Annotated in this window: 16 protein-coding genes; 7 read left to right on the top strand and 9 right to left on the bottom strand. The window is 44.3% G+C overall.

Features of this window, described 5'->3' with window-relative positions; translation table 11 throughout:
* Positions 1 to 572: 572 nt before the first annotated feature.
* Positions 573 to 1682 carry a DUF389 domain-containing protein gene (locus SIB79_RS04905; protein ID WP_063404148.1) on the top strand — a complete coding sequence of 370 codons (1110 nt, stop codon included), beginning with the start codon at positions 573 to 575 and terminating at the stop codon, positions 1680 to 1682.
* Between the two features lie 131 nt (positions 1683 to 1813).
* Here the strand turns inward: SIB79_RS04905 and SIB79_RS04900 are convergent, their stop codons facing one another.
* The 3 genes from SIB79_RS04900 to mscL form a co-directional block, all read right to left on the bottom strand.
* On the bottom strand, positions 1814 to 3784 hold the full coding sequence (locus SIB79_RS04900; RefSeq protein WP_063404067.1) for a mechanosensitive ion channel family protein: 1971 nt from the start codon (positions 3782 to 3784) through the stop codon (positions 1814 to 1816).
* Between the two features lie 1390 nt (positions 3785 to 5174).
* Complete coding sequence (locus SIB79_RS04895) at positions 5175 to 5804, bottom strand: isochorismatase family protein (RefSeq protein ID WP_236072674.1); 630 nt, start codon at positions 5802 to 5804, stop codon at positions 5175 to 5177.
* A 100-nt stretch (positions 5805 to 5904) separates the two neighbouring features.
* Complete coding sequence (mscL, locus tag SIB79_RS04890) at positions 5905 to 6297, bottom strand: large conductance mechanosensitive channel protein MscL (RefSeq protein WP_063404070.1); 393 nt, start codon at positions 6295 to 6297, stop codon at positions 5905 to 5907.
* A gap of 809 nt (positions 6298 to 7106) precedes the next feature.
* Here mscL and SIB79_RS04885 point away from each other — a divergent pair.
* The 3 genes from SIB79_RS04885 to SIB79_RS04875 all read left to right on the top strand — a co-directional run bounded on the left by SIB79_RS04885 (position 7107) and on the right by SIB79_RS04875 (position 8922).
* Complete coding sequence (locus tag SIB79_RS04885) at positions 7107 to 7529, top strand: hypothetical protein (RefSeq protein WP_236072675.1); 423 nt, start codon at positions 7107 to 7109, stop codon at positions 7527 to 7529.
* A gap of 277 nt (positions 7530 to 7806) precedes the next feature.
* Positions 7807 to 8214, top strand: coding sequence for a hypothetical protein (locus SIB79_RS04880; protein ID WP_074161348.1), 408 nt, complete (start codon positions 7807 to 7809; stop codon positions 8212 to 8214).
* Between the two features lie 225 nt (positions 8215 to 8439).
* Positions 8440 to 8922, top strand: coding sequence for a Fur family transcriptional regulator (locus tag SIB79_RS04875; protein WP_413681174.1), 483 nt, complete (start codon positions 8440 to 8442; stop codon positions 8920 to 8922).
* Positions 8923 to 8938: 16 nt separating this feature from the next.
* On the opposite strand, the gene SIB79_RS04870 is transcribed toward SIB79_RS04875, so the two are convergent.
* Both SIB79_RS04870 and SIB79_RS04865 read right to left on the bottom strand, forming a co-directional pair.
* Positions 8939 to 9418: a hypothetical protein gene (locus SIB79_RS04870; RefSeq protein ID WP_063404073.1), complete on the bottom strand. Its 480-nt coding sequence runs from the start codon at positions 9416 to 9418 to the stop codon at positions 8939 to 8941.
* Positions 9415 to 9687 (bottom strand): DUF3721 domain-containing protein, encoded by a 273-nt coding sequence (locus tag SIB79_RS04865; RefSeq protein ID WP_236072676.1) that lies wholly within the window; start codon positions 9685 to 9687, stop codon positions 9415 to 9417. Before SIB79_RS04865 ends, SIB79_RS04870 begins: the two co-directional genes overlap by 4 nt.
* Before the next feature lie 35 nt (positions 9688 to 9722).
* On the opposite strand from SIB79_RS04865, the gene SIB79_RS04860 reads away from it, so the two are divergent.
* Positions 9723 to 10118: a cell division protein SepF gene (locus tag SIB79_RS04860; protein ID WP_081215681.1), complete on the top strand. Its 396-nt coding sequence runs from the start codon at positions 9723 to 9725 to the stop codon at positions 10116 to 10118.
* A 31-nt stretch (positions 10119 to 10149) separates the two neighbouring features.
* On the opposite strand, the gene arsS is transcribed toward SIB79_RS04860, so the two are convergent.
* On the bottom strand, positions 10150 to 11148 hold the full coding sequence (gene arsS / locus SIB79_RS04855; RefSeq protein WP_063404074.1) for an arsenosugar biosynthesis radical SAM (seleno)protein ArsS: 999 nt from the start codon (positions 11146 to 11148) through the stop codon (positions 10150 to 10152).
* Between the two features lie 584 nt (positions 11149 to 11732).
* Positions 11733 to 12938 carry a glucosylglycerol 3-phosphatase gene (gene stpA, locus SIB79_RS04850; protein ID WP_063404075.1) on the bottom strand — a complete coding sequence of 402 codons (1206 nt, stop codon included), beginning with the start codon at positions 12936 to 12938 and terminating at the stop codon, positions 11733 to 11735.
* A 324-nt stretch (positions 12939 to 13262) separates the two neighbouring features.
* Between stpA and SIB79_RS04845 the strand changes: the two genes are divergently transcribed.
* Positions 13263 to 14774, top strand: coding sequence for a hypothetical protein (locus SIB79_RS04845; protein ID WP_063404076.1), 1512 nt, complete (start codon positions 13263 to 13265; stop codon positions 14772 to 14774).
* Between the two features lie 123 nt (positions 14775 to 14897).
* Here SIB79_RS04845 and SIB79_RS04840 read toward each other — a convergent pair whose 3' ends face one another.
* Both SIB79_RS04840 and SIB79_RS04835 read right to left on the bottom strand, forming a co-directional pair.
* Positions 14898 to 17606: an AAA family ATPase gene (locus SIB79_RS04840; RefSeq protein ID WP_413681157.1), complete on the bottom strand. Its 2709-nt coding sequence runs from the start codon at positions 17604 to 17606 to the stop codon at positions 14898 to 14900.
* A gap of 55 nt (positions 17607 to 17661) precedes the next feature.
* Positions 17662 to 18876 carry a DNA repair exonuclease gene (locus SIB79_RS04835; protein WP_063404078.1) on the bottom strand — a complete coding sequence of 405 codons (1215 nt, stop codon included), beginning with the start codon at positions 18874 to 18876 and terminating at the stop codon, positions 17662 to 17664.
* Between the two features lie 198 nt (positions 18877 to 19074).
* On the opposite strand from SIB79_RS04835, the gene SIB79_RS04830 reads away from it, so the two are divergent.
* Positions 19075 to 19299: a helix-turn-helix domain-containing protein gene (locus tag SIB79_RS04830; RefSeq protein ID WP_063395174.1), complete on the top strand. Its 225-nt coding sequence runs from the start codon at positions 19075 to 19077 to the stop codon at positions 19297 to 19299.
* The last annotated feature ends 518 nt before the right edge of the window (positions 19300 to 19817 follow it).

Below are 19817 nucleotides of genomic sequence, written 5' to 3'. Positions count from 1 at the left end.
CAACCAGATCAACAAGCCCCAAGACATAAATCATGAGCAAACGTATCGAGCAGTCAAGACAAGCTACCAAGACCCAATCGAAAAGAGATGTTTGGCCTAATTAACGCCAGCTAAAAGTATGAAAGGGAATTCACTTACTATAAAGACTGGTGAATAGCTACCTACAGATTTAAGCGAAGAGATTCGGGGACATTGTCAAAGAGACTTTGTAACTGGAGATGTTAATGCCTGTAGGAACAGGCTAAAAGGGTAGATTGGTTCAAAGGCAGAGAGATAGATAAAATTGAATTTAATTGATCACTACAAATATGAAATAGTCTGGCTTCAAAATTGCCGAAATGATAGAGGGCAAAGTAAATATCATTCGTCAGCAGAAGAAAGAAAGAATCGGCCTAAATAACAACCTCAAAACGGAAAGAGAATGCAAGATCTGTTATTACAAAAAAGAAGAAGGGTGATACATAGGCAAATAAAACAAGCAAATTGGTTAAATGTTTTGAATAGTTTCTAGAAGATGAAACTTGAACAGGGATAACATAGCCTTAAAGAACCAGGTTCGAGTTAATTACAAAATGAGCAAGAATCCCTTGCATCGCGCCTTCGACTTGCTAACAGGACAATGGTCTATTTTTTTAGAACAACCTGTTCCAATTGATGTGCTTGATGAGGAACGCATTGCTAACTCTTTACCTTCCTTTGGCTTCTTTGTTTTACTTATCACATCAACAATAATCGCAACCTTTGGACTGATTGCCAACAACACTGCCGTTGTGATTGGAGCCATGATCGTGGCTCCATTAATGAATCCAATCTTGAGCATGGCGTATGGGATATCAATTGCAAGCAGCCTGTTGATCCGACGATCATTAGTGACCTTGATCATAGGTACAGGTGTCGTTGTTATCACAGCTGCTTTAATAGCAGCGTGCATGCCGATAAGAGTCTTAGGCTCAGAGATACTGGCTCGTACATCACCAAATCTGATCGACCTGCTAGTGGCTATTGCGGCCGGAACAGCTGGTGCTTTTTCTCTAACTCGCAAGCGTATTGCGAGTTCTATAGCTGGGGTCGCAATCGCAGTTGCGCTTGTGCCTCCACTTTGCGTTAGTGGCATTGGGTTGACGCTTGATCCAGAGATCAATGCCAGATTTGCTAGAGGGGTAATAAGGGGGCTCAACCATGAGGTAGCTACAGGGTCGTTCATACTTTTTCTGGCCAACCTTATAGGCATCACCTTTGCCGCATCACTGACTTTTCTAAGTCAGTCCTATGGATCGATCAAGCGCTCATGGGTTGCATTATTAGCATGGTTAGCACTGATCATTCTTATTTGCATCCCTCTAAATTCCTCGTTAAGAAAGTTCTTCGTTACAAAGAAGATTGAGATGGAACTCTCAACCATCGGGGCAACTCAACAAGAGCAAGGAGCAACAAATATAAAAATACCAGGAATTAAGCAGAAGATGCAGATCCGTTATATGTATGTAAATTTAAAAGAAGATCGTGCTGTTCTAGATCTGGTACTCAATGTCCCAGAAGGCACACTGACAGAAGAAAAAGTAACCTCTATTAATAAAATCCTGTTTGATTCAATAAAAGAGTTTGGGATTAGACAACTCGATGTAGACACAAGAATCGTTCCTTCACGAGTTCATCAGTACAGGGAGACTCTTAAGGAATAAATTTATTAGACCACAAATTGAGGGATTGGCAATTAAACATTTGAAGAAGAATCAGACCATTGCATCTGCAAATACTACAACTGACTGAACATTACTTCGATGTAGAATTTATATGATTTAGTTAGAGTGAATCATTTTTGACGGGAAAATAACACATTTTGAATAGGAGCACCAAGTGTAATTCCCTCTCGGTCAAAAGCTTCTTTAATCTGCAACCTAAACTCACGGCCTAAACTCCACTGGGCCAAGGGTTGAGTTTTAATCCAAACACGGATTAAACAACCTGATGATTGAACCTGATCAATCCCAAGGATCTCGGGATCATCAAGAAAATAATCACTCCATTGCTTATCATCTCTCATGGTATTGGCTACAAGCCGAACCACATCGAGCACATGGCGAAGATTCTCGCGAGCTGATACCTTGATCTCAAAGTTAACTCGTGACCAATCCTTAGTAAGGTTCTCTACGGTTCGAATCTGGCTATTAGGCAGAGTTGTTAGTTGACCATCAGAACCACGAAGTTGAGTGTTGAATAAATTCATATTTTCAACAAAGCCACCAAAGGTGCCGATTGTAACGACATCACCTATTGCAAAACGATCACTAGCCAAGATAAGAAATCCGTTAAGAATATCCTCCAGCACATTTCGAGAAAGAAAACCCACGCCCACAGCAATTACCCCAGCACTGGTAAAAATAGACCGGTCGACTCCTATTGTTGTCAAAGTCAAAACGAGACCTAGAAAGATAGTGACTACAGTTGCTCCACCTTTAAGAACCTTAGAGTACGTACTTGCCCTAAGGGTATAGCGCATCGAACTAACATCCCTGCTAGAAACGCGCCTTATCCAATTGTTAATATTAAAATCAATGATAATGACAACCAAAAGCCGCAAAATAAAGATACCTAGCCAAATCAAAGGAATCGCAATCGACTGCTGCAGGGCAATAAATGCGTATATACGCATTGAAGGAAAAACAGCAGTAGCAGAAAGCAAGACTAAGACAGAAAATGCGATTCGAAGGAAATTACTTGCTAATAGAACGAGTTCTAAGAAGTTCTGGGTCTGGTTCAATAAAGAGTGAGTATAAGCAGCGGATCGAGGAAGATTATCGATGGATTGATTAGGGTGTTGCTTTGCAGACTCATTGACATTATCGACGACAGATGAATCCTTAGAATGATCAAGTGAATCGATATCATTAACATATCCGTCATTACTGGAAAGCGACATAAGGTTTCCCGAATAAGCAGCCATGACATCGTCTTTAAAAGATTCTGCAAGTGATTCCTGTTTAAGCAATAAACGACGATTTATGGAGAGCAATGAAGCTCGTATAGTCTTGAGAAGAAACAAGCCTAAAAGGCCTGTTAACAATAAGCCGACAGAAAGTAAAACACGTAATCCAGGAAAGGAGGAGGAAAATTCTTGGCCCCACAGGCGATCACTAAAATTAATCCTTATTCTCTCCTGCCACTCTTGCGCCAACTGAGGGATCTCAATGCCTGCATGCTGAGCATCTGGAGCAGTGACAGTAATTACTGTCTGTTTAAAAAGACGATACTTTGGATTGTCTGGCAAATAGATAACTGTGGCTTTATTTTGGGTGCCGATTTCCACTGCAGGAGTAAGAGGATGTATAGGTTTCTGATGTAAGAACCACCAGAAGCATGGATCATAGATTTGTTGTGAACTGTAAGTAGAAGTCTTACCAGACAACTGGGTCTCTCGCCAAAAACTAACAAGGCGATTTTTGACAGATTTAACAGTTAACTGTACAGATTGAGCTCGCTGTTCAATGTTCTGAGCTGCCTGCTGTGGACTGATATTATTTGAAGCCTGCGCAGCAAGAGTGAGACGGTTGTTCTGGCTAAGAATTCGAACAGGAAAAACAACTCTGCTGCAGTAAAGGCGTCCACATCGCCAAGGTCTATTAAGGTCCCATACAGGTCGGTTCATCGGGTTACTGATAGGAGCTGCAGTTGCCCCGAACGAGATCTGTGCAAAAGCAGGAAAAAAAAGCAGACTGATCAGTAAGCCACAAAAAAGACATACCAACCAACGTAAAGCTAATTTTTTTTTGGAAAGTAGTTGCATTACCAATTCTTATCCATCTAAGGATTGTAGCTAGATTAAATGAGCTGCTGATCGATAGCCAGCAAAAACAAGAAAAGTTTGATCCATAAGCATTATCTGTAAACAGGCATTAGAATTTTCCTTGCCTATGCAATTTCCTACGATTCCAATTATAAAGCAAAGCTTAAAAGCAATAGAAGAATCCGGATCTGGCAATACTATTACCTAAAAGATGCTTAATATAAACAAACAATACTACGTGAAAAAGATGAGTACGCATATTTAAAAAGAGCAGGTTATAAGCTTTTGCAAAGAGAACTGATCTACAGAAGATATCTAAAGCCAGCGAAGGCAATGAGAATAAAAATTCATCACACTGTTCGACATAAAAACTCAATAATAAAAAAGATTATCAATACACTAAAGACTTAATAATAATAACAAAGCAAGCAGCAGCAAGCCAATAGGAAATTGTAAATAATCATAGTAAGCAAGGGTTCGCTTTAAATCATCATGCTTTAGAATATAGATCTAGTGAATAGGCAAGAATTAACATGGTCAGGCTTATCAATCAGCATATGCCATTGATAATCTAAGAATGATTAAACGATGGAAGATACTCTAATACTTTCAAAAAGTGGATCTTTTCACATGATGAATTGCTAAATTCGTATATCTTATGCAAAAGCGTATTGCCCAGCAAAATGAATAAGGCTAACATTAATTTAAAGCTTACTATAACTATAGTAAGTCAGGATGATTACGTCTAGAAGGTTTCGTATTGGTCTAGTTCTATCGGAATTAGTTAGAGAAAAGCAGCAAAAGATTTATCGAATTAGGACTCTGACTTTTTTACTGAGGGCTCTAAGCTTGCCAAATCTGCTGTTGCTTCAGCTATATTGTTGCTGAATTTACAAGTTCCCAGATAACAACCTAGAAAACGCTCTCCTTGCTTGGCAGTAAATTTATGGATAGTGCCACCTTGGGCAGTGGAATGAACAAGAATAGCTTGAAGAGCCATAATAGGATGTAAACACTAGCCTATTTTCACGCAATACACCAGCATTGCCATAGGTGGATGTACTGCCTTGATAGAAAGCATTCAATGTGCCAAACAAATTAATAAATTCTAATGGATTAAGCTTCTAAAAATAATTGTCGTTTAAAAAAGAATCTGGACACAACTTGCTGGCAGACATAAATAGTGAGCATGAGGGTGTATTGTATTCATCCCAAAAATGCTGGTAAGATTAATCAGTACAATCAAACAGAATAGAACTATCATCTTTAGTTAAAGGTAAAGCTATAACTCGATAGCCACACAGTTAAATAGTCTGAACTCAAGAAAGGCGCTAATAATAAGTTCTAGAGATCATTGGACTTAGTGAATGTAAAGTGACGCTAGAGATTATCATTCTGATAGGCACTCCTTTACTAATTTACTAATAGTTTTAAATTCGACTCTATCAGCTCGATGACACCACTCAAACATCACTGATTCTGTAGTTGTTAAAGTCACACCAACAGACTCCATACGTCTTAATGCAAACTCATAGTCAATTCTCCTACGACTACCAATTGCGTCGACAGCGACAAAAACCTGATAATCATTTGAGATTAGATCTAGTGCTGTTTGAAGGACGCAAACATGAGCCTCAATTCCGCAGAGAAGAATCTTACTAATACCAGACTTCCTAAATTGATGAAGGATTTCTGCACATCCAACACAACTAAATGATATTTTTGGGTAAGGCTTATGTACTATCCTTTTCGCAATTAGTTCTATTGTATGACCAAGACCTTGAGGATATTGTTCCGTTGCAGCCATCTCTATACACAGAACATTCGCAGCATCAATCAGACGCCTGATATTCCAAACGATCTGTTTCTGATCATCAACAGCATGTATCAATCTCTGTTGCACATCTATAATCAAAAGGGCTGTGTCTTTAGATTGCATCAACATTGGCCTATGCAAAAGAGAATCAGTAAACGAAGTCGATAAATCCGAAAAAAAGTTTTCGGAATAATCTGTGTTCATAGGGATGCTCAGGTAATACACCAAAAATGGCAGCCAATCAAGCAGAAGCGCTTCAGTGCATTAAGAATGCCTAAACTAGTTGTGTAAGAGTTTGATGAGCTCAAAGCTCACGTCTCTCCAGTGCAATTGCTAAACGTTCAACCGCTTCGGCTAATTGCTGTTGGGTATTTGGACCTGCTGCAGCTTTAGCCTCTTCTTTGCGTTTGAAGCGCTCGATAGCCCTCACCACAACAAATACCACGAAGGCAATGACCAAGAAATTGATTATTGCAACCAGCAAGGATCCGCCGGGCAAGTCACTTAGTGTCTCTACCTTAAGTTTACGAAGGAAAGGGTCCATCGCAGCGATAGTGACCAACTTGACAAGTGCATCCACCACCTTGGAGAAGGCACCACCTACGACAACAGCGACCGCTAGATCAACGACATTGCCGCGATTGATAAATTCAGTGAAGTCATGAAGGACGTTGGTTATTTTGCGACGGTATGCCATATGAAGCAATGACTAAAAAGACACCATAGTGACCCTCTCAGTGAGATGACACCCCAATCCTAAAAAATTCAAACGATTTCCCCCTTCTAAATCTTCAGGGCTTGGTCAGAAGAAATCTTGTTAAATAACTAATGAATACATTTAACTGATTAATTCGTCAAAAGAATAAAAATCCCCTGGCCTCCACTGACCAAGGGATCGTTTATGCGTTCCTTGAATAGTATTGCGTATATCCATGAACTCCTGAGTAGTCGAAGGCCCACATAGGTGTGCCGGATGTATCAAGCAGACGAGTCAATCAATCTATTGAGATGGGGTGAGTGATTTAAAATCATAGAATTATATGTATTTCTATGACATTAAATATAACAACTTGTTGGGGGAGGTAATGCAATTGCAGGCAAACCTTACAAACATCAAGCAAGTAATGGATCAGTTTCAGACAATGCCAAGGGGAAAGGTAGAAATAGTATTATAAATACTGGAATTAGAAAAGATTAAAATGAGATTACTATACGATATGTTTTGAAAAGCACAGATCAAGTACGCCAATATCTGGCAAGGATCTTTAAATTATTAATAGATGAGTAAGCAAATCTGTCCGTGACATGAGAGAGCAGATATGCGGTCAAAATGATACCCTTATCCGATACATTTTATGTTAATACGTTGTTTTTTTCTCTGGTGCTAGTCTTAAGGAATATCAGCCTTCCAGCCATCAACATCAAAACGTGCTTAGAGAGCTGATGATTAGACCTAATCAAAATTGCCTTGCATCCTTTTTGAAGAGGTGTACAAACCTGACTTCCATGAGTTGGATTGAAACGTCCATTTTAGTGATTGGCTCCTTTGGTTTCGTTGCCCTGATGCATATAGCGCCTGTAAGGGCAACTCCACTCAAGCTCATGTGCTCTTATATCTATGAAGGGAAAGCATATATGGAAATATACATTGTCGACTCCGAACAATTATTAGTAGAGATAAGTTATCCATTTGCACCATCTGAAGAAGATAGAAATATCATCGAGAGACTTATCGTTGAATCAACCTCACCAGTTATTGTTGTTGCTAGACTTCAAACAAGCAACAGTCATTACTTCAAATATGAGATCAACAAAGTAAACCTTGAGATCAAAACATTTTCAGTAAGCCTTGTCGCCGGAGTTCAGGCGATGACAACCCGTACTTGCAAGAGAATTAAAGATTCTCCTAGCCATCAGATCAAGATTTAAAACTCTAATGGTGGTTTCAATTCACTCAGTTAAGGCTAGGCACCTAATGCAGAAAAGCTATGCTCAATGAGTAAGTTTGCAGGATTATAATCGGTCTCAAGTATCGTTACCTAAAGAGCATTAACAGTTTCATCTAAACTTATGATCACAACAATTAATCTAAATAGACAAAAAAATCAATTACATTTTACCAATTTGTACTCAATAAAATTTAAATATACGAGTAGTTTGCTACTGACCTAATTTTTCCATAAGCGGAATCCCTGGTAGACCCGTTTTGACGATCGACAACCATAGGGAATGGCGAATTGTGCAATTTGGCTGGAAGGCGATTGCAACCAGTGTGAACCAACAGAGCACTAACGCCTACCTCGACGACATGGGACTTACAACGGCAACTGAGCCGGATAGCACCATGGCTACTGATCGCAGCCCTGCCGACATCAGTTGGGAAAATCTCGATGGGCTGAGCTACTGCACACAGACTCTCGCAGCAGATGCCACAGACAAAGCATCTCACAACCTTTTAGGCCACAGGGATCAGCACTCTTTGATCAACTTCAAGGTGCTAGCTGTCACGGCCCAGCCAGCGGACAGGGAACAATCAACAGGCAGTGGAAAAAGTCATCAAGGACCAAACAATCTGGCCTTACACCGACCTTTTAGTTCGCGGGATGGGGCCTAGCCTCGAAGAAGCGATCATCGTGCATGCAGGCGAGGCTACAACTGCCTAGTAGCGCTATCAGGCCTTGCCACAAAGACAGAAGGACCAACGATTGGCTTGGCTCAAACAACTTTAAAGAAACAACGCGATCGACCTTCAGAGGCTGCCTTGCTTGCAGGAATCTCAAACCATCAATTGCGCCAATCACTCTCATTAGCGGTTACTGTTGAGAAATGCATTGCAGAGGTGGCCTTGCCTACTTCTTCGTCCCTGGCCCGTATCCATGGACAACTTGAGGTTGGCTTGCATCAGGGTGGTCGACGTTTAACGCCTCAAAGACGCCGCGTTCTTGATCTCTTTGAAAGTATTGGTTCTGGCATTCACCTCAGTGCTGAAGAAGTGCATCGGCAACTTCTAGAAGCAAACTCGAAGGTGTCTTTAGCAACGATCTACCGCACGCTGCGCTTGCTTGTCGAGATGGGCTTTCTACACGAGTTGGAAATAAGCGATGGCGGACATCGCTTTGAATTAGCAAGTCACGACCATCCTGATCATCACCATTTGGTGTGCGTGTGTTGTGGTCGTACTGAGGAGTTTGAGAGCAAGCCAGTACTGGAAGCTGGACGCTCTGCTGCTGAGCGGATCGGGTTCCAACTGATCGAGTCAACCTTGAATGTAAGGGCTCTATGTCCGTCTTGTCAGAGACCCTCTACAACCAATGTCCATTGATGGCTGATGACAAACATCAGTGCTGAGAATGCTGATCACACGGCATCCAATGGGTTCCCATCTGGTGAGCGCCTTTGCATCCCAACTCACGTGCCTTCGCTTCGGCCTCCAATTGAGTGGGGTAGGCCATCAAGCGAGGGTCCGTCTGCGCCGCAGACTTGCCGCTCACGGGAAGGTGATTCTGATGGGAATTTTCAATCTCCGACCCTCCCAAAGACACCAAGCCCATGCTTAATGGACCTGCCGTCCACACTCCCATGGTGCTTACACCAACAGAAAGCAAGCCCATCCCAACGACAGAAGCATTGATCACCCCCATGGCCACAACCCCAATGGAAACAACACCCATGGGAACAACACCAATGCAAACCACTCCCATTGGAACAATACCGATCGAAATTGTGCCTAAGGGAGCTATCCCAATAGCCAGCTTTTTCGGTTTGCTCCCGCAGTGTGCTGATGCTTTGTCATCGCCAGTTTTATCAGCAGTGTTCATGGATTGTGTTGAGACTCCATTTGAATGCCGTGCTTGTCACAGACCATCCACATCTGAGCCATCTGATGGGCTCCCTTACAACCAAATTGTGGGGCTGCAGCTTCTGCCTCAGCTTGAGTTCTAAACATCGCCTGCTTCGGTTCAGTCGCTGATGTTTCAGCAGCGTTGATCCCTACTTCGCTCATTAAAACTGTCAATCCAGTCGTTGCAGCAATCAACAGTAGCGATCGACTTAATGTAGTTGAAGCTGATCGGCCCATGAGCTCCATTATTTCCACCATCCATGATGCATCCAGATTGAAGGATGCACAACAAAATCCTCTTGCTCGTTTTTGGCGAGCGAGAGCTAGATCGGGCCCATCGACTGCACCAAAACTCCACAAGCATCGAGGCTATGGTCTCACCGTTTGCTGACTGGTGGCACGAGATCGTCGTGTTCAAACCATTGGTTTTTGAAGAGGCCTTTGAAGCGGTTTTGGCTGTCCGCGAGCAGCGCACGGTTTTGCTCAACATCTGTCGGATGGACCCGGAACATGCCCGGCGCACCATTGATTTTGTGATTGGAGCTGTGACTGCGCTTGATGGACAATATGTGCGCATTGACGAGAAAGTGTTCCTATTTGCACCTTCACTTGTCGCGATCAAGACGTTGCAAGGTTCCCTTATAAGAGATTCAAGCAGTAAATCTATCGAGCGCTGATCATCAGCTTTGATCACAGGGCCTTGAATGATTAACCGATCTCTCCCTCAGATTGAAGGGCGCCGCCACAACTTGATCCATTGCCTGCAGTGCAACCAAAACAATGAGGTCCAACAGTGATTGGTTGACCAGGCCATTGAATTTCGACATCCAGCAAGTCCCTGAGGTGTTGAACAGGCCCCTTAAGGTGAAGACTCAGTTGCTGGTTAAAATCACAGTCAAAAAGCTGGCCCTGCCAATTAACACTGATCAAGCTTCGGCACATGACCGTTTTTAGATTATCGGGATTATGAGCACCTTCTAAAAGCTGCTGATAACTCTCTCGCTGGCCGGACATGGTCAACTGTTTAGCGAAACGTTGAATCGGCATGTTCGCTATCGTGAATAATCTGGTGAATTCGATGCCATAACGTTGTTTCAGCTCTTTACGATAGGCCTCTTCTAGTTGAGCTTGAGGAGGAGGCAGCTGAGGACCCTGGGGGTTAAAAATCAAGTTGAGAATTAGTTGCTCATCGTTTTGCCCATAACCAAGTTGATTCAACTGACGTAATCCAATAAGGCTGCGTTCAAACACTCCTTTGCCACGTTGTTGGTCTACATTCTCCGCCTCGTAACAAGGCAGAGAAGCCACCACAGTGACACGATGTTTTGCGAGAAAAGCCGCCAAGTTTTCCTGGCCTGGCTCAGTGAGGATGGTTAGGTTGCAACGGTCGATAACCTCCACACCCAAACAGCTGGCCTTAATGACCAAATCCTTAAATCCTGGGTGAAGCTCGGGAGCGCCACCGGTGAGGTCAAGACATTCCAGCTGGTATTGATCCAACACCTTTGGTATCAAGGCCATGGTTTGGGGATCCATCATTTCCAGACGGGTCGGCCCTGCATTCACATGGCAGTGGGCACAGCTCTGGTTGCATCGGTAACCAAGGTTGACCTGCAAAGTACGTAGGTTTTCCCGATGCAGCTCCGGGAAAACCTCAGATCGAAACGCAGTTGTTGATGTGTCGTGAGAAGGCAACACAGAAATCATTTGAGTGCAATCATCCTGACGTAGCCAATGGCAAACAAACCACTTAGTTAGTTATTATTGCTGATGTCGAAACAAACTGATGATTCTTTGCAAACATAACTTTTAGCGAGACGACTTAACAGAAGTACAATACTTTACTTACGTTCAACGGGAGCTCTTTATTGAAGTACTCATCCACTAGCACAAGAGCAAAGAGATCACAATAAAACATTCACAAGACATCCTATGCTTGCTACATTTGAGCTCAAGTCTGTACAACATTTACGTTCCAACTCTTGCTTTATCGATCAAGAGAGATAAATACCAAGACGATCAATCATGCTGCAAAGAGGATGTAAAATACTCGAAGTGTAGGGCAGGTCTCAATGCCGTGCTTCCCAAGAGGCACCAACAGGCAGTAATGTATATTTACACTAAAAACTGATTAACCTTAAAAAGAATCTCTTTCTAAAAAAGACATGGTTAAAAACAATCAATCAAGGTGAAGGAACTCTAGTGCTTATCTCTAATCTCACCCTTAAGGCCCAATAGGCACGAAGGAATGGTCTCATCTTAAGCCTACCAAAGATTGCTAATTACAGCATTCAACGAGCTGAACGACGTTCAGCAAGTGACCTAAACCAAGCCACGTATGTGCTGGGGCCGCTAGGAACCAGTACATCAAAATGCAAGGGATCCTCAGGATCACTGATCCCTTGTAAACGTTCATCCGCCAAGCTGGGTCGGTATACTTCACCACCACTACTATCGACAAGAACCACTCGATTGGTTCGGTTATAAGTTGCACCTAAATCCTGTAGCAAGGTAAGAAAACCGCGGTCGCTTCCGCCACGTAACCATCCAGTTCCATCTGGAGATGGATTGGATGTAACCGTATCACCCACACCCATCAAAAGTGGCATCTGATCAACAGGAATATGTTTGCGGCAGAGATCCAACAATCCCTGATGAGTCTTAGGTGCTGAACGCACATCAAAGTCTTTGCCGAGAGGAGCTTTGCCTTTGTGTTTAGCGATATGCTTGTTAATCAAAACCAATAATCCGGCTTCCTTGACAGCACCTTTGAGCATGAACTGGATATCAGTGGTGCCTACATCGCCAGGGGCAGCAGGCTTGAGCCTCTCCCGTTGTCCATCACAGCCCATGTTGGGAGCAATATGCAGAAAAAACGAATTAGGCAAACCAGCACTTATTGCACTATTAATCAATTCATTCATCAACTCCTGCAGCATAATTTGCAGGGATTGCTGAATACCAACATCGTCAGGAGTCAGGCTAAACAAGCCATTCAAGAGAATTGTGGGCGATAGCTCTGTATCAAGAACTGACACCTTTGCGAGGGTTTGGATCTCATCAGAGGTGATCTGGGGAATCAATGCAGGGAGACGCTGTTCCAGCAAGGTCTGCATTCGGCTAGGCAGTGCAGCAAGAAAGGCAATTTCTGCATCACTTATGCCGGGATGACTGATCTCGCCATAACAATTCTGCAGTTGCACTCCGCCTGCGGCTAATCCCGGTAAGTAGAGGCCCTGCTTAGCCGGCAGCTGGGGATCACCCAAAGCCCTCTCGACTACACAATTGACTCCACGATGTCCGCCATGCTCTCCATTGGTCAGAACAGAGAAAGACCCCTCAAGCCTTTTGGCTGCCCATACGTAGGCAGGATCCAAAACTCTCGTCAGAGGATCCTTGACAAGAGGGATACAAACGCCGTCAAGATCCTGAACGATCAAGAGGTCTTCAGCACTGACCATCTCAGCCAAAAGCTGATCGAGGTCGATGTGGCCCATGTTTGGTTGCTATGGCCGGGTCTACACACCTTCCCACGTTGAGCACGATGGGCCAAGCCACTGACATGGAAACACAGTGGCTAGCACCTGCTGACTAATGAGCAGCTGTATTGGCGCGAGGTGAAAGTTCAGCTGTTTGTTGAGCAGATCCTGATTGAACTAAAGGCCACAAAAGCAGTCCGATCTGAACAGAAGCTGCTCGATTTATAATAGAGATTAAACGTTTTAATATGGTGATATGCAAATTTCCATTTTCCTGAGATCAGCTGCATCCGTAGGGTTAAAGAAGACAACAACAAATCTGCATAGAAGCAAGGAGAAGTGATGAACAACAGTTTTTTCACCAAGTCCCTAAATCCGGAGTTGATTCAAAGCAGAATTAAAGCACTTGAAAATGGCAATGTCGGGTTCTACAGCGTGGGGCTTTATCCAGCCTCACTGGCTTACAACTGTGCGATGCAAACCGCTGGTGTCAGCTTATTGCTTGCCCCGCGTCCAGAACGAGAATTGCTGGGAGCCTTTCCAGAGGGTTCTTTGGATGGAATGGACGAGGCCCATGTTGCATCTGTTATCAAGATGGGCACACATGTAAAAGCTGGAGTTCGTGTCACAAACACACTGGCTGATCTAATTGAACGCTGTGAACTCGTCGTGCTCAGTGCGAACAGCAACCATGTAGAGCTAGACCTTGAGGAAGCTTGTCGACTACGTGAGGAGATGAAACGAGAACAGGTTGTTCTAGCTTGTCTGGCCGGTTCCTTCTCTCATAACCAGATCAATAATGAATCATATGTCCTATGTGAAAAGCAACCAAATCTAGCGTTCTTCTCAGGATTTCACCGCCATGGAGCATTGCGAAATCCGTTTGATAGCTTCACGGCCAACTTCTGCCATCCAAATGCACTGACAGCGATGCTTGGAGCTCGAATGCTGGATCGATTGTCACCAAATATCCAGGTATCGTCAGGTGTTCACAATATTGAAGGGCAATATATCAAAGCAACAAAAAATATGGCATCAATATTTGCTGGGTTTGGTTATACATATCACCATGATAATCCAGGCGTACTTCCAACTCTGCTGACCTTACTTTTAGATCAGTGTCTTGATCAAGCTGCCACAGTATCGATGTGTAGAAATGATCGTCATGGGCTCTACAATCAACAACCATTTTCATTAACTGAGCTTGGTTACGGAGTGCAGCGCATTGAAGCCGCATTGGCTCGAGATGGGGAGATGGAAAAGGTGCGAGATCACACCTTTGCACAACTTACTGCCATGGTTGCAGATGTTAGGGGCAGCATGATGCTTCCGGTTTGTGGCAAACCAACGCGTAACTTTCAAGCTGGGCAAGTACTCGCTAAAAAGATGAAGGAAGAAAAGCGCTGCCCTCATCAAATGGAAGAATTTGAAGAATGGTGTGAATCTGATGGGCTACAAAAGGGAGGGTTAGAAGGCTTGAAGTCTCTGCGTTATTGGCCACAGATTGTTCGTAATTACTCTATTCCTCTGCATGATTCATCGATGGTGAATCTTTTATACATGTCTATCTATGGAAATCAGTCCAGCAAAGGAGTTGCTTATTCTGTGATGACAGAAAGCCGTGAACTCACTAATTACTGCCAGGAATCTGTCAGACCAACCCATAGCCGCAGATATGCCGAAGCTCTTCAAAATCTTGACAACCCAGAGGCCATTGATCTCATCGTTAATGCAGTGATTGCCGACAATGGGCGTCGTGCAATCCGAGATGATTCATTCCTTAATGATTCGGAGGCAGTGGACAAGACACCAGCTTATCTCAGAGCGATGAATGTAATCGAGACAAGCCTATAAGTAGGATTCCCCAGCAGATCACAAGTAATTTCAAAACATCTGCTGAATTGAAAGCAAATATCCATTGATTTGAATCATGAGCAAGCTAGCTGATCTACTTATCAGATTATAAGTCTGAGTCAATTAAGGACTTGGCAAGTAAATAGTCTTATCAGCAATTGTTTCATAAGGGGTTGGGTCGCAACTGAGCACAATCACCTGAAGGCCTCGGTTTACCGCCTGGGTCATCATCCTGAGCACTGTCTCGATGCGATCTGGATCAGTATTGGTAAAAGCATCATCAAACAGAATTGGCAAACAGTCGCCATGTCCTCCTTTGAGGGCATCTGCGATCGAAAGACGAAGAGCCCCATTGAGCTGTTCCTTCATGCCGCCACTTAAATCTCGAAATTGTACGTTTTGACCGTCACGTCGAAGGCCTAATTCTCGAAATCCATCATGAGGATCGAAATTAAGGTGACAACGATAATTTTGGTTGCCAAGCAAGGGCTCTAAGTAAGAACAAATTGCCTGACTAAGTGGAGTCGTATATCGATTTGATAGTTCAGCTTGTGCTTGTTGAAATGATTTTAAGAGTCTTTGCTGTGCATGAGCAAGCATCAATTGTTCACGCTCCTCCAGCTTAGCCTGATTGAAATTTACGCGGGCTTCCTCAAGAGCAGCATAAGGTTCAAGGCTTCCAAGCCCTTCGCAGCGTTCACGCAGAGCTCCTCGTTGTCCGCTAAGCAGCTGTAAATGTTCCTGCAAACGTTTTTCTTGGGCATCCAACTCTGCAAGAGCTGACTTGATGGCTTGTAGAGTTTGTTTTCCGAGCTGTTGTTCCAAATCAGAAACTTTCTGTCCCAAATGAATCAGTGATTGATTAAGTTTCAGTAGTTTTTCCTCAATCTCTGGTTCAGGACCATGTTCAGCCAAAAGAGATTTCATATGTTGTTTTCGTTCGATTTGTTTTGCACTTAACACCTCAAGCGAAAGTGTAAGCTTCTGTAAGTTCTTGTCTTGCTCATACTCTTCTCTATGCAGCTGCTGAAGTCGCAACTTGATCACCTTAATTGACTCACTAATGGTTCTGTAGCTCTGGCGATATCGCTTAAGCTCAACGCGAATGGTATCGAGATCAAGAAGTTTATTCAAGCTTCCATCATTAGAGAATAAACTATCATCTAGCTTTGAAAGTTCTGATTCTGAGGTCATCTCTTGTTCAAGTTCTTGCTGACGATTTTCAAGTTGTTTTTTCTGTAGAGATAGGCTTATATTTCCATCATGTCCATCTTGACATCCATTGAGTTGTTCGTTGATAAGATTCAATTGCTGACTCAACTGATTCCTGTGATTAATCTTTTGTTCGGCTTCCTCCAAAGATTTCACTTGCCAAGCCTTCAGGGTCTCCGTGTACTTCAGAAGATGCCTCTCATGGTCACGTTTTAGTTCTTCAATTCCCGTACCTTGGCCAGGATTAATATGGAAGCAAACTCCATCACCAACATTCACGGTGAAGCTTGATATAAGGCGTCTCTTCTCACCCTCCTTCAAGGGAAAACCATCGACAAGTACAGGCTGATCTGCACGTTCTAGATTGAATTCAGATGCCATCGTTTCAATGCGAATAGAACATCCTTTGACTTGGTCATAACAATCACGAAGACGCTGCAAGTTAGCCACACCAAGATCAGGCAGTGCATCGAGTTGAATTTGCAGTGTTTGGGATTGTTTGCGCAAGCGTTGTTGCTCGTTGTGCTGTCGTTGGAGGGATTCGCGTTGAAGCTTGAGCTGTGTGAGTTCTTCTAACCGTCTCATGTGCAGACCCCTTAATTCCCAGTCCGATCGTTGTTGATCCAGATCATCGAGCTTTTGCTGTGTGGTCTCAATCTGCTTTTTGGTCTCACTAAGGCTGTGCTTAAGCAGAGTCTGCTGCTCACTGCCATCCTCAAGATTCTTCTGGCAGAGGAGAAATTCATTGTGGATTTGATGATTGGCATGAAGGACGCTTTGCAGTTGTTTCTTTCGCAGTTGAAGAGGTTCGAGCTGCTGTCGATAAAGGAGCAGAGCAGCTTCGTCCTGGCGGGTCTGCTCCTGTTGCGTTTGCAACTCGAAACGTCGCTTCTTGAGGGCAGGTTTGCGGTTTGACGTGAGCAAATCAAGCTCATGTTCAAGTTGATCCAACTCTGCACTGGTGGATTCAAAGCTGTCGCGTTGCAGTTCAGCAGTTTTAAGAGCATCTTCCGCTCTCTCTCGTTGTTGCTGACATTGCCAAAGAAGTGAGTTACGACGAACCCCTCGACTCGTGAAAGTGGCTTCCACAAGAGCCTCCAGCTCCCTACTCACCTTTTGATCAAGAGGTGATTGCAAAGACACTTCTGCCCGTTGCTCCAATTGCTGCATCAACCCATTGAGGTCGTAATGCTGGGGTCCTTGATCTAAAAGATTCTGGCCAGCGAGTCCCTGTAACACCCAGAGATGAGCCCATCGACTCGGAAGGACTCGCGCTGCCTGACGACTGCCAACGATCTCATCAACTCCGAGAAGTTTTGCTAGGAGCTCTTCTGCCGCAGAACCGCTGAGTGGAACTTCTTGCCCGGTTCCATCAAGCCTTACGCTGCCACTCTGACCACTAAAGCGTTTGCTCAACGACCAGATCGCACCTTTTGCTTCAAAAGAAAGTTCAATGAGGGGGTGACCTGGAAAAAGATTAGAGCGCAACGCTTCTACTAGCGATCCGCTAGCTGTGGCCTTGAGAAAAAAGCCTCGATGCATCGCCTCCACAAGTGAGCTTTTCCCGCTTTCATTGGCTCCAGAAATCAACGTCAATCCGGAAGAAAAGTCGATGTCCAAGAGCCGATGACGGCGAATATTTTCAAGATGGCAGTGCAATAAGCGCATAGGGCGATCAGTTATTTAAGGATGACTCACTGCAAAGACGATGGAGTTCACAAAGAGCTAACTCGATCAGCTCGGCTTCGCTCTGCTGTTCAGTTGTAAGAGATTTGGTAAGTTCAAGGTTTTCAAGTTCTCCCTGTAGTTGTAAGGCAATAGAACTAATCAAATGATCTTCACTGCGATCAGTCATGGCCCGAAGTTCTTCCTGACCTGGACGTCGATGGCAGGTTCCTTTGATGCGTACATGCAGCAATTGCGTCCTTAGCACCTCGATTAAGGCATCAAAGCGTTGATACTCACTAAGGCTCAGTTGTCCATTAATTTCAAGCCTCAATAGATCACGACCTACTCGACTTCCAATGCGCTGCTGGAGAATCCGCTCCAGTCGATCAAGATCGCTAGTGGTTCTGAGCTGTACCCGAAGATTGTGCCAGTGCAACCCAGCCGTTGATACAGACTTCGGGATGGGACATGTCCCTCGATCGATATCAAACACTAAAACCTGCCCACGCTGGTCCTGGTCCCCCTGATCAAAGCGATCCGGTTCAGGGGTTCCGCAATACCAAGCACGATCTCCTACTTGTTTGAGATTGTGCCAGTCGCCAAGAGCGACGTAATCAACCTGCCCATGTTGGATCATGTCAAGATCAATGCGGTTGATCCGCTCCGACTGACCAGCACTGTCTTGGTTGTAATCAGTGCTCTCGAATCCGTGCACAGCTCCATGTGCAAGAACAATTCGAGGACAATCTTCAGCTAGATCCTGCCAATCCAGCTGACTGATCCAAGCTGAGGGGTCTTGGCTATCGCGCTGACGTAGCAGAGGGCAAGGCAAAACAAGCGCATGATCAATCAAAACCGGCTCCGGTTTAAGAAGCAACTGCATCAAAGGTGCTCGTTCCTTCAACTGCCTTTGAACATCCTGGCGCTGCCAAACACCTCCAGCTCCACCATGGTCATGATTGCCCGGGATCACCAGGACTGGACGATTCATAGAACCAATCACCTCCAAAACCTCCATCACCACAGCTGATGGGACGGTGCTGGAATCGAACAGATCGCCTGCCACCAGCACGGCATCAACGTTGTGCTCTTCGGCAACAGCAGCGATCCGTGAAACAGACAAGATCCGCTGCTGTTGCAGGCGAAAGCGCTTCTGAGGATCTGTGATATTCCTAAAGGGCTTGCCGATTTGCCAGTCAGCGGTGTGGAGAAATCGGGGCAAAGCTGCAACACACGCCGGGTCCCCATGCTGCCGTGAGTCTGCTATTTCTGGAGCCCCCTCAGGGGAGATCAACTTGGCAAAGTGGCCCTAAAAGTGTGTCAAGCACTGACCTCAAAGGTCTTCTGGGCTGGAGCCAGTCAGACTTGGTCATAATTCCCCGCAGAGATAGTCAGATTTAAAGCAGTTCAGCTGCGCAGCATGGTTCTGCCACCCTTAGTGTTCGAAGTGAAATCATTAACGCCTCGAGAACGCTTTGTCCTCCGTCTGGTGTGTGACGGGTTCACCAACCGCGAGATTGGTCACCAGATGTTCATTGCAGAAACAACTGCTCGAGGGCATGTCAACTCAATCCTTCGCAAATTAGATGTCCGTAATCGTGCGGCCGCAGCTGCTGAGGGTATACGACGTCAATGGGTTGCCTAATCAAATCTTGTGTTGAAGAATCTTCGTTGAAATCCTCACTGCGTTCAGCTTGATTCAAGCGGATTGATTCTAAAGCCCAGAAGTGATCTACAGAGACAAGGGCTCGCTAGCAAGTCCTGTAGATCACCACAGTTGTCGGTCTCATAAGTTCCATAGAGCAAAGCAAAGTGCTTCTTGTGTTGTCTCCAGATATGTAGCGAGACGCCTTGCCTTGACAGATCAGTTGAGCGAACAAGTATAACTGTTTCGAAACATTCGCAATAGAGGTCACTCCTGATGAATGGAGTTGCCATATTAAAGATTTTAGATTGCGCGCGAGACAAGAGTCAGATCTATAGACAAGGATTAGAATGTTAAGTTGCAGAAACTGTTGCTGTGAAAGAGCTGCAACAATATGCAGATCAAAAAGGTGGTCTATATGGTTACTCAACCAACCTAACAAGACCCAATAACATAGGCGGTCATAGATTCTCCATGCCTTGATCGACAGGAACAATAAAGCTCGATTAACTATAGAT

This window comes from Prochlorococcus sp. MIT 1342 (assembly GCF_047304495.1).
In the GTDB taxonomy this organism is placed as follows: Bacteria; Cyanobacteriota; Cyanobacteriia; order PCC-6307; family Cyanobiaceae; genus Prochlorococcus; species Prochlorococcus marinus_D.
The sequence above is the reverse complement of the archived record's forward strand: the minus strand, read 5'-3'. Positions and strand labels throughout refer to the sequence as shown.